Origin of the sequence: Vibrio sp. B4-6 (assembly GCF_963888245.1) — a bacterium.
Taxonomy (GTDB): domain Bacteria; phylum Pseudomonadota; class Gammaproteobacteria; order Enterobacterales; family Vibrionaceae; genus Vibrio; species Vibrio anguillarum.
On sequence record NZ_CAWPIM010000014.1, the window covers coordinates 22409 to 34599 of the forward strand.

A 12191-nucleotide genomic window follows, 5' to 3' on the forward strand; every position below is an offset into this window, starting at 1 on the left:
TCTTTAATAGATTACAACCTAATCACAACCGAAGCCGCCAAAACGACGGCTTTGGTTTAGAGCAATCAATCTACTTCAATAACGGGGGACAGGCTTAAGGGCTACAATCGCAACGGCAAACAAACCCACTGCCAACACGGCAAGCCAGGTTGAACCCAGTGAATAAGCATAACCCGCCAGACCGGACCAGATAGCAACGCCAAAATGCATCATACTCATGCCTAGCGCCATCAAGGCGCCACGGTGTGAATCTGACAGTTGCGCAATGTGGTTTTGCAGTGCTGGAGAACCGATTCCGCCAGCCAGGGACCAGACAAATAGCACTGGTAAAAACATCAGCACATGCGTTGCAGATGCACCGAACACCCAAGCGCTGCACAGCAGGCAGACCACCAGTGCAGATCGCATCACAGCACGGCCGCTGCCCAAGCGTCGAATGGCTCGCGACATCACCATATTGCCCATCACACTGACACCACCAAGTATCGCGTATGTTAGGCCAACCAATGCTATGTCCAGTTCAGTGGCTTCACGTAAGCGCTGTCCCACAAGATTGAAGACGCCAATTCCCCCACCAAGGCCAAGCCCCATTGCCAGAAGCGCTCCGCGGGCGCCCGGAATCCGTAGCAGTTGCGCCATGGCAGGTTGCTCTGGTTTAGCCGTTTCGTGTTTGGCGTAATGCGTACCGCCTTGGGCAGCGAGCAATGCCGCCACTATCAGTGCCGCTGCGCCTAACACGATAAACGCTGCGCGCCAGGACAGCCACTCTGTCAAAAAAGCCCCGATAGCCGGGCTGGTAATCATTCCCAAAGTCAGACCTGCCTGAACCAGAGTAATGTGCTTCATCGCTTTATCACCCGGTTGATCACCGGCCAATGCAAACGCGATCGGTAACATACCGGCACTGGCTAAGCCAGTCATCACCCGTGTCAATAAACCCACATCGAATTGACCGACTAGACCAGTAGCGATCGAAGAAAGACCGAACAACACACAAGCTGGCAACATTATGCGCAACCTTCCCCATTGGTCTGATAAGCGACCAAAGTACGGGGCGATAAACGCAATCGCCAAGCTGTAGGCAGTGATAAACAACGTGATCCGTTCTGTTGGCACACCCAAATCCTGTCCGATGGGTTGCAAAATCGGGCCAAGCAGCAGCTCATCCGCCCCCACCAAGAACGCAATCAGGAACAACAGAACGGGTAACATTTTATTTGGCATCACACATCTCCATCTTTGCCATATCAATCACTTTATCCGGCCAGTCGGCCAGAAAGTCCGGCTCGTGCGATACCACGATCACCGTGCCAGCGTAGGTACACAACGCCTGTTTTAACGCCGCTTTTACGTCGACATCCAAATGGGTGGTCGGTTCGTCAAGCACCAACACGTTTGATTTACTGACCGCCAGACACGACAACTTTACCTTGGTCTGCTCACCGCCACTCAAACTGCGCAGCGGCTGCAAGGATTTACTGCCGCTGATGCCAAACTCCGCCAGCCTCTGACGCGCACTTTTGTCATTCAACTGACAACACGATGCACGCATCACCTGCATGGGAGTGCTGTCTGGGTAATCCCAGTGTAAGTCCTGAGAAAAATACCCCCACTGAATGCCGTTGGCCTGTCGAATGTCCCCGGCAAGAGGATTGAGCTGACCGATCAGCGTTTTCAACAGTGTCGACTTACCCAAACCGTTAAAGCCAACAATCGCCAGCTTTTCGCCGCGCTGAATATCGAGATTCATCGCCGGTAACAAGGCATGTTGATAGCCTATCTCAAGCCGAGTTGCGGTCAGAACCGTCTGGGCACTCAGAGGCGCGTGAGAAAAACCAAACTCTGGTTGACTCTTTTGCTGCGGCTTGTTCACCCGCTCAATTTTCGCCAACTGCTTTTTGCGGCCGTTGGCTATCTTGGCGTTCACACCCGCACCGTTTTTGCTGATGTAGGCTTCAAGTTTGTCGATTTTTTGTTGTTGGGACTGATATTGCTTAAGCTGGTTGAGCGTCTCCTGCTCCTTCTGCGCCATCGCTTTTGCGTAGCCGCCTTTGTATTTTCGGATCTGTTGATGGTCAATGTCGCATATACCATCGGCAATCCGATTCAGAAATGCCGTGTCATGCGATACCACCATAAACGTACCTGAATATTGATTGAGAAACTCCGCCAGCCAGGTCACGTGATCCGTATCGAGAAAGTTGGTCGGCTCATCTAGCAGTAACACATCCGGCTCTTCCAGAAGCAGTTTAGCCAAAATCACTTTATGCCGCTGACCGCCACTCAAATCACTCATGTGTGTGGTCATTCCAAGTGGCAGAATACCGAGCCCCGCCGCCACCTGTTCAATACGATGAGTCAGACGGTAGAAGCCCCCTTCTTCCAGTAGTGATTGCAGCTCTGCCGCGCGATTTAGTGTTGCCTCGGACACCGCTGATGACATTTGCGCATAGAGGCGATTCAACTCGCGATCCGCAGCCAGTAAAGGCGCATAAGCGGTCGCCATAAAGTCGAATACTGACAGCGAGGGATCAATCTCAAGGTGCTGATCGAGGTAGCCAACTTTCACACCCGGCTGCCAGAGGATGTCTCCATGATCCGACAGATACTCACCTTGTAATAGCTTGAACAAGGTACTCTTACCCGCGCCATTTGGTCCGGTGACACCCAGGTGCTCACCACGATGGAGAGCGAAATCGGCGTTTTGATATAAAACCTTGTCTTCCACCTGAAATCCCAGGTGTTTGATAACTAATAAACTCATGTTTTTAAACCATAAAAAAGGGACCGATAACAAGTACCGGCCCCTGGAATCTGTACGATATTGATGTCTCTGATTTTCAGACACAAAAAAGGCCGATGATAAAGCATTACCGGCCTACCTCTCTAACCATTACTTTCAGATGCTAGTTACCCTGCGCTGTTCACGCATTACAACATCTGATGAAGATTTGGTTTTTTCAGGCTCCGAGCAACACTTCATCGTGTATTTGCACGGAGCTCAGCCTTCTCACGAAGTTCTTGAACAGGATATAAATCATGGTAGAGAGTTATCTATAAAAACACTTCGCGTAATGTAATATCCGGTAGGATAGAAGTCAATCATCACAAAGGGGGAGTACAATGTACTAGGCCCTCTAGATTATGGGTTTTGCTATACCCCAATTAATCCAACTAACGCTAATTTAGTGATCCGTGTAACTCGAAAATGTCCAAAAGTTACTTAGAATTGTCGTTGTGGTGCACTCCATTTCTGGGGACAATGGGGGTTGTTTTGGTGAGCTTGCTCTCTGTACAAAGAAAAGAGGCTGACGTTCCAGCCTCTTTTAACTATCCACACTGTAATTGTATATTTAGCTCTTAACGCTTGGTTTAAGTCACATTCCCTTTCGCCTGAAGATATTGAATTAAAGGCGCATAATCGCCGGCATCAGCTTGGCGTAAGCTCGCAATGTACTCACCCCGCTCTTGGCTTTGTTTATCCAAATCTGTATTGGACCAAACTAAAGGCTTTTGTTTGAGTAGTACCATTCGTATGTAGTCCGTCATCACGCGCGAGTGACGTCCGTTGCCGTTAGGAAAAGGGTGAATTTTAACTAACCTGTGCTGTATCCGAGCCGAGAGTTCTAGGCTGTCATAGTGTTCAAACTCAATCCAGCATTTGATGTCTTCCAGTAAGTTGTGTAAATCTGGCCGGATATTCAGCGGATCGACACCAATGTTCAACTCTCGGTGACGGTAGCTGCCGGCCCATTCCCACACATCACCAAGCAAACGTTGATGCAACTCTTCCACAAACGCCATAGAAAGAATGTCATCCATGCTGGTTTTAGGCGTCGTGGCTAACCAACTCAACCCTTGTAGTATGTTGGCATTTTCAAGCTCATTAAGCTCTTCGCGAGTCGTGATGTGATCAAATTTCAGCCCGGCAACATCATCGGCATTTAGTTGGGTTGCGCCCTCTGGTTCAACAAACAGACTCATTGGTATTTCTCCTGCAAACTGACTTTCCACAAATCTCGGGTGCTGCCCGTTTTAATCTCATTGGCTAATTGAACCAGCGCTTGCTGTTGTTGCTCTGAGGTTAACTGCTGTGCTTCTAAAAACATCGATTGGTGGCTCATGGCCAAACGCTGCTTGGCCAACTCCATAGCGCGCGCTTCTATCATGTCATCAATCGACTGACGCGGAATAATCGCATAAACCAGTTCGGCATCGAGCCCGCTCGCCAGTTGTTTAAGTTGTTTGAGTGTGATGGTTTCATCGGTTTCTTTACGCTCCAATATGGAGACTTGATTACGAGAGAGATTAAGACGTTCACCTAATTGCGCGCCCGACATCCCCAAGGCCTCACGGATACTGCGCACCCAACCATTTTTCGGCGGTTTAGGCACAGATAAACCGAGTAAAGCGCTGATTTTTGCTTTGACTTGCTTGAGTGCAACGGCATAGACACCGGATTTTTTCATAATTTTGTATCTCTAATTAAATACACTGCGATGACAATCGTATCTGATTTTGCATACATTATAAAGATTCTTGTATCTAATTTTTAATACACATCAAAGGAAAATGTATCGATTATAAAATACGCTACTTATTTGGCTATCAGTTTACTGGACAATGGTCGTGACAAATTCATCTTGGAAGAGCAAACGTCTTCGGCAGCGCTAGAATGGGAAGTGAACGGTTTAGGTTGATTTAGAATGGGGGTTGTTTTGGGAAGTACACAATCCAGACTTCTGCTCTGAATGATTTCTGTCCAGAAGTGTGCTGAGGGGCATGAAACACGAAAATGCCCCAAAACGTTCTAGCCTATGACTCAGGACTAATTTTTTTTGTCATTAATTGACCTACTTTTTCTAATGATTCAATATGGTTATGATTGAATAACAATGTAAGCCTGCATCTGTCTAGATGGTAGGTTGCGATTCACAGGAGTTAATCTGTCAGGGTCATTGAAGTTAACGCTTCATCGATAAGAACTGCGCTAGAGCCGAACACGGTAAGCATTCCTTTGCGCCATTCCTTCTTACCTTGTTGCTCACTCTCATTTGGCTAACCCGCTATTTGACCAACTTTTACTGACGCATCTAATGTAACCGCTGCATTGAGAGAACATAACCAAACAGGAGCAACTTCGCTTGGACGAAATAGAAAAAATCATCAGTCGATACGACGAAGTGTATGTTGGAGAAAGTTTTAGAACATTAGAAGACATAAATAGATTTACGGGTACTTTCGTAAAGGATGTGGCCGAGATTTATGATTGCATTACTAGGGTTCGAAACATTGAACGTAATCCTACTGGCTTCAACTTAGAAGATGCTCCTATTTTGGGATTACTAACGAGGATCTGGAAGCTACTCAAGGAAGTTGTATTCTACTACGAACAGGATAATGCAGAAATTATAAGTATTTTAGAAAGGCCGTTAATCGAAGCAGCAGTAACTGCCGAATACTTGTTATTAAGTGAACCGGAAGTAATTGAGGACTACAGAAAGTGCTCTTACAAAGACAGGTTGAGAATACTTCGTGAGTTAAAAGAAGGCTCTCGATTTTTTGAGACCAAAGCAGGAAAACGCCTTCTTAAGTCAGTTCAAGAAAAAATGGACTTGGAAGGTTTCACGGAAGAGGACTTCAAGGTACAGAAGACAAATCGATGGAAGCTTCAAGGTAAGAACTTTTTCGACATATTTAAGGAAATTTCATACGAGGATCTTTATAAATACACTTACGGGATGATGTCTGAGTCTATTCACGGTTCTTGGAACGAGTCTATGGACTGGTGTCTTCAAAAGAATGAGGACAAAACATTCTCTGTATACCCTTTTTATCATCCTGCCGATATAAGATATATCTGTCCCACACTCAAGTTTTGCAATGAGTCATACAGGCTATGGTTGAGACGGATCGATTGTGAAGACGAGAATATGACTAATATTCTCGACTGGATTGAAAGAGTTAACAATAGAGTATTTATGATATTTGATCAGAAGTATGACGGCTCAAATTGCTAGCCTCTAAGCTAAAGAGTTCTACCCCTCAGGCTGCTTAAGGCGTTTCTCTCAATGTGTAACACTGTTTTTAAGGAATCATTTTTATCGTGTCTAGTATTAATTCAGGCGATGGTGAACGAACTGCAATGCTGGGGTATGTTCCGCAGTATGAAATAGCAGCAGGCTTAATATATGAAGCTTTGCTTGATGGAAGTCTTGAATGGTTTCGAGTCGCCGATCCTGATGCTGGAAGCTTAGATGATATACTTATTGCGACTACTGGTAAGCTTGATGCGTATCAGGTGAAGTGGGCGGAATACACTGGAACAATTAGCTATGCAGATTTTGTAAGGGATAGTTCGACAAAGCATGGAGATGAGAAGCTGAGCCTTTTCAGGCAACTTTCAGAGGGGTGGAAGCACTTAAGTACAAATAATAAAGATAGAATTGTAAAAGTTCATTTGCTTCATAAATCAGTACCTAGTTCAAGCTCTAAAGCTCAAATCCCTTTAGGCGACACGGCTCCTCGACATGCTCACTTTCAATCTTTCTTAAAAGAATGCTGGTTCGATAGACGATGGTGTGAAACAGGCTTAGATACAGTATCCGTGTGCTGGCAAAAGGCACTGTTGGATCTACAGAAACGGTCAAAATTTAATGATGACCAATTTTTAAATTTCATTCGCAACTGTGAGCTTGAATTCAACTATAAGCGACCAGCAGATATCCCTATAACTAATCAAGGACAAGCAAGAAAGCAAAAAGATATTGAAAAGATATATAACCTTTTAACGAAAATGGCGGGAGGTGAACGTCGAATTATTGAGCTGTCCAAAGATGATATGTTAGATAGGTTGGCGTGGAGTCATAGGTTTAAGCATAAGTTTGTTCATGAATTTCCTATCGATCGAACTTATCAAGAAATTGAAGAAACTGTTGGTTCTATATCTAATGTTTTATCACAAACCAAGCAGGGCTATGTCGCATTGCTTGGAAGCCCTGGCTCAGGAAAGTCAACAACGCTTACTCATACTTTAAAGTATAAAGCAGGATATAAACTAGTTAGATATTATGCATATGTACCCGATAGCACCTACCAAGGGCGTGGTGAAGCGACTACTTTTCTTCATGACATCACATTATCGCTAAGAAATCACGGCTTTCGTGGTGCGAGCTCCGGGCAGCCAGGCTCAAGAGAAGAGTACCTATCATTGTTAGGAGAGCAGCTTCAACAAGCCCATGACAAATGGAAAAATGATGGCGTAACCACCATCATAATGGTTGATGGATTAGATCATATTCAGCGAGAACAAAACCCATTACAGAGTTTGTTGTCAGATTTGCCTCTCCCGAACACCGTGCCTGATGGAGTGATATTTGTTCTAGGTAGTCAAACGCTAGAGTTGAACGATCTTTCTGATACGATAAAGGAGCATATCAGCCATGGAAGTCGAACCATTGTTATATCTCCTCTTACTCGGACAAATGTCTATGCAGCCATAAACGAATGGCCAGGCTGTTCCGACCTAACAGATGATAATAAGAAGAAAATTTTTGAAAAGTCATTAGGGCACCCACTATCTTTGGTTTATTTGCTGCAGTTTATTACTGGCGGATCGGGTGGGAGTTATGATGAAGCTATTGATGAATTCCCTCTTTACCAAGGGCATATTGAGCAAAGCTATTCAGTTTATTGGCGACAAATAGAGAGTAATCAGAAGCTTGTTGACTTGCTTGCGTTATTGTCAAGATTGAGGGTGCCAATAAATACTCACGTGCTTGAGAAATGGTCTGATCATTCAACTATTCGCGCTTTTATTTCAAGTGCAGCCCACTATTTCAAGAAGGATAGTGATGTAAGTTGGCGCTTTTTTCATAACAGTTTTCGACAGTTTATTTTAGATAAAACGTGCCGAAACCTATTTGGTAATTTTGATGATTCAAAAAATATTCAATATCACAAGGTATTAGCTAAACACTGTATTCAATCGTTTGAGAATAATGATCCAATGCGATGGGAGGCAGTTTACCACCTTTTTAATGCTCGGCAGATGCAAGCTGTAATTGATACAGGGACTCAAAGTTACTTTAGAGACCAGTTCTTTAATCTTCGGAATACTTCGAGTTTAACAGATGATATTGACGCTGTTCTATTGTCGGCTAAGGAGCTGAATGATCCGCTTGCCGTAGTGAGATGTCTCTTCATTGAAAGTGAGCTTAGAGAGCGAAGAGACGCCCTTAATGAGGTTGATATACTTGATCTCTTATTTTCATCGGAGGGGGTAAGTTCAGCGCTTAGCTACATATTCGATGGTGAGCTGCTAAGGGTAAGTGATTCAGAAGCACTCAAATTTTCTAAAGTTCTAGCTGAGAACAAATTCTTTAATGAAGCTAAAAGGGTCTTTGAAGCTGCTGAGCCGCTAAGTTACTTGTCAGGTGGAGACGCTATTGATCCGCATCATGGGGGAGCTGAAGATTTGAAACGATGGGCTGATGTAGCTCATTATTTCATGCCGCTAAGCGACCTTGTCTCAACTATACACCAAACGAAGTGTGAAGTTGATGGTGTGGGATCATGGAGTGGAAATGATGAAGACCTACATGCTCGCTTAATGAGACGGTTGGTCAATGGTATCTATGAAACAAAAGACGAAGAAAAAATAACTGAGCTTTTCTATTTCTTGTCAGAAAAAAGGAAGCACTTTGATAGTCTTATAGATTTATGTGTCTCCATATGCATTAACCAATATCCATTGGCTTTGAGAGACACCGCATTCGAGGCTGTCATTGATTGGTCTGAAAATAATGACTTGGATTTTTCAGAAAAGTTGTTAGTTACTGAACTGGATTACAGATCCAATGGAAATATAGAAAAAACTAAAGAATGGTTTGAAAAATTTGAACAGCCAAAACTTTATAAATATGGTGTTCATGGCCAATGGAAGAACCTAAGTCCATTCACAGATAGAATTCGTCTTAACAGACTACGAGCAGCCCTGGGACAAGATGTTGATCCTGTTAAGGTGGTTCCAAATAAAAGCGAAAAAAAGTATACAGGAAACGTCTTATTTGAACGTGCTTTAGTGAGGCTTTCAAGCCTTTGGGGACGGGGTTGGGCTGGAGAGAAGCTGCTACCAAGTTTTATTGTTCAGGAAATAAAGCCATCATTTGAATTGTTACGAAAGCCTTATGATCAAACAAGGGATTGGATTGGGTGGTATGAGTTCGAATCAGCCGCTGTTGATTACTTTAACTTCGCAATAAGGGCTGCTGCTCAGCATGGACATGATTGTATTTTGGCTTTAGCCGATGCGTTTAGAAAAGATTGGGATAAACGGTATTGGCCGACTGGCTGGCGCAGAGAGATTGCTTTCACTTTGTATAAGGAAGGATATAGCAGGGATGGTTTAGTTGACGTACTGGATCAAATCGAAAAAGAGATCCCCGATTTTGACGACATTCACTCTAAAATGTCTGAGTACTATGAACTTTCTATCATGTGGTCAACGATTGGTAAACCAGATCGAGCGGCTAGCCTGTTACCAAAAATCTTCAAGGGTTCTTTTGGAATATATCATAGGAAAGACAGGCAATTTTCCCATTGGGTATCGTGGTTAGGTAAGTTGATCAGTCAATATCCTGATTTAGCCTACGGTGAAATATGTCGATTTTCTTTGGCGTTAGTAGATTTGGAACAGTCGGGAAATGGTCGTGGTACGCAGGAAGCAGGACTTGATCTCATCACTATGACCACACGTTGGAATCCGGGATATGGTTTAAAGCTCTTGAGGTGGTTATTCGATCATAAAGGGCTTGATTATGCTCCGGGCCTAACAGGGTTGCTGTCTGGAATGCTTGATGGCTCTAGTCCGCCATTGAAAGAAATATCAGTGATGACGAGAAAGCTGCTGATCCCTTTCGAAGAGCACAATCCTTCTGATCTGCCTAAAAAATTAGTGTATCGGACCTGTCAATCCTCTGATGATGGGGTGACGGATGAGATAGAAAAGCTTATTGCATCTATCAATATACACTTATTACCTTCAAATCGTTATTCGTGGTTAGAAGGGGTAGCGCTTGGCGTCAGGGAAGCGGGGTTGGACAATAGTTTTTATGCCTCAATGGCGATTTCTACCCCCCAGGAAAAGCATGTTACTCATGAACCTTCTCTGACACTAAATACAGGGGAAAAACTTACAGAAGAAGAGGCTCAACTGAAAATAAATTCTCCTGAAAACCTTTTTCAGCTTCTTCGAACTGTGAAATCCGTTGAGTATTTCCGCTGGATGAACTTAATTCAACCTTTTTTAAAAGGTATGAATGTCCCTCAATTAGAGGAACTCTATAAGCTCTTAAAGCCAGTTAAGCCTGATAATAATGTTGTTTCTTGTATTGCTGGCGCATTGTCTTCACATGGTGAAGTGGATAAAGCGAACAGTTTATTAGAAGGTTTATTCGATAACTCAGATGCTAAAGGTTGGGATTTGCATTGGGATGGGGGTTCTAGACAGTCGATATTTAGAGCCCTTGTTGAAATTGATGCTAGGCAGTGGCGCCCTAAAGCGCTCGCTTGTTTAGTTGATGATTACATTGGTGAATATAGGTATCCAAGCAGTTTAATTTGGAACTTACCAGAAATTGTCGATATCCTCTTTGAGGATAAAGATATCCTGCCCATTTGGAAGGAAATCAAAGAACATGTATACCAGCTAGACGCTTTTGAACAAGGGGCTGAGAAACCACCGGCACTGTTAGATGACATTGGCGAGAAGAAGGATGCTAGTTTACTCATTGAGTTTGCATTCGATATGCTTGATGTGGCTATTCCTGAATTAGAGGTTATGGCTCATCAGGCAATCGTTGACTTGGCTAAAATTGAAGCAAATTGGCCAGAAATTATTAGGCAAGTAGCTCATAGAATAGACAAAATTGGGTTGGCGCAGGTAAAAGTAGTATCTTTGTTAAGTAGCTTAGCAAAGGATTTCAAAGGGTTTGTTCTTCAATTTGAGCAGGAAATATCTTCACTCTGTGCGTCGGCAGACTTTAGTTTGAGGATGATTGCCTTGGATTTGTCTAGTAGGCTAGAAATCGAAGGTAGGTTACCTCCACATGAACGATCAAAGTTACCTTTTATATACGAATTGGAGTTACCAGAAATAAATAATAAAAAGGAAGCTATTCCTTTTTCAGCTCTCCGACCTGGGGAAACACTTCCTGATGTTGATGATCCAATTGAGTTGCTTAGGCCTTTGGTGACTGAAGCTAAGCTTGTAGCTGATATGTCAAACGTACCGTTTGAGAATTTAGCCTATAGAGTTTGTGAGCTAATGAAAACTTTGATTCCAGAGAATGAATGGAATAAGCAGGCTGAGGAAATTTATAGAAACTGGTTGGAAGGGATTGGACTCAAGCTGACCTACCACCGACTGAGACCAAAAGTGGCAAAGCTAGCACTCTCTCATGTGGTATGCGAGTTATTGGATGCAGGGCGAATATCTCCTCAAGAAGTTGATTTTCTGCAAGATATTTTCAAACGTAGTGATGAATTGTTATTGGGTCTTGAACCCACTATTAGACCTGAGTGTATTGTTGTACCGAAAGCAAAAGATCGAGACATATCTCATAACCACGATGAATGGTTGGGAGATATTGAACAAGGTATTACACAATTTGTTGATCGTATAGAAACTGAAAAACAAATTATTGGAGAACTTACAACCTGGAGCTGGTTAGACTGGGATATACCGTCGGAGGTTCGCATGTCTACAGTCTGTCATCCTGAATGGAATGACGATGTAGAAGTTTCCTCACCTTCAGCTTTGTTCCCAAGTATGATGCATTGGTCTGCAAGCGATTACCCCAAAATAACTTTTACTGATGAACCATCGTTGGTGATTTATGGTTCCGGTGCTCACATTGATCATGGTGGTTTTAAATGGTTAGCGTTAAATCCGTCTATTGGCTTTTACCTAGGTTGGTCTGTTTCTGATGAAGGATTATTTCGCTGGATTAATGAGAAAGGCGATGTAATGGTTGAAAGCATCTATTGGAAAGATGGTCCTATTTGCGTATTTCGGAGCATTCCGAACAGCCATTTCGGTATGACCCGAACACCTATTTCGGTTTAATCCGAACGTACATTCCGCGATTATCCGAACACTTTTAAGCGAACTCCGAAATCAGCGTTCGGAA

General features: G+C 43.6%; 6 protein-coding genes. 2 read left to right on the forward strand and 4 right to left on the reverse strand.

What is annotated here, in order from left to right:
- Nucleotides 1-75 precede the first annotated feature (75 nt).
- From AACV20_RS06100 to AACV20_RS06115, 4 genes are all read right to left on the reverse strand, one after another.
- Entirely contained in the window at nt 76-1224 is a 1149-nt protein-coding gene (locus AACV20_RS06100) for an MFS transporter (RefSeq protein ID WP_249929785.1), read from the reverse strand.
- Nucleotides 1214-2764 carry an ABC-F family ATP-binding cassette domain-containing protein gene (locus AACV20_RS06105; protein WP_170907985.1) on the reverse strand — a complete coding sequence of 517 codons (1551 nt, stop codon included), beginning with the start codon at nt 2762-2764 and terminating at the stop codon, nt 1214-1216. The genes AACV20_RS06100 and AACV20_RS06105 overlap by 11 nt, the downstream gene beginning before the upstream one ends.
- A 608-nt stretch (nt 2765-3372) precedes the next feature.
- Complete coding sequence (locus tag AACV20_RS06110; protein ID WP_014610887.1) at nt 3373-3984, reverse strand: mobile mystery protein B; 612 nt, start codon at nt 3982-3984, stop codon at nt 3373-3375.
- Nucleotides 3981-4469, reverse strand: coding sequence for a mobile mystery protein A (locus AACV20_RS06115; protein WP_094147126.1), 489 nt, complete (start codon nt 4467-4469; stop codon nt 3981-3983). The genes AACV20_RS06110 and AACV20_RS06115 overlap by 4 nt, the downstream gene beginning before the upstream one ends.
- Nucleotides 4470-5144: 675 nt before the next feature.
- Between AACV20_RS06115 and AACV20_RS06120 the strand changes: the two genes are divergently transcribed.
- Complete coding sequence (locus tag AACV20_RS06120) at nt 5145-6020, forward strand: DUF5677 domain-containing protein (protein ID WP_031852475.1); 876 nt, start codon at nt 5145-5147, stop codon at nt 6018-6020.
- 86 nt (nt 6021-6106) lie between these two features.
- On the forward strand, nt 6107-12127 hold the full coding sequence (locus tag AACV20_RS06125; protein WP_306685594.1) for a hypothetical protein: 6021 nt from the start codon (nt 6107-6109) through the stop codon (nt 12125-12127).
- Nucleotides 12128-12191: the final 64 nt, after the last annotated feature.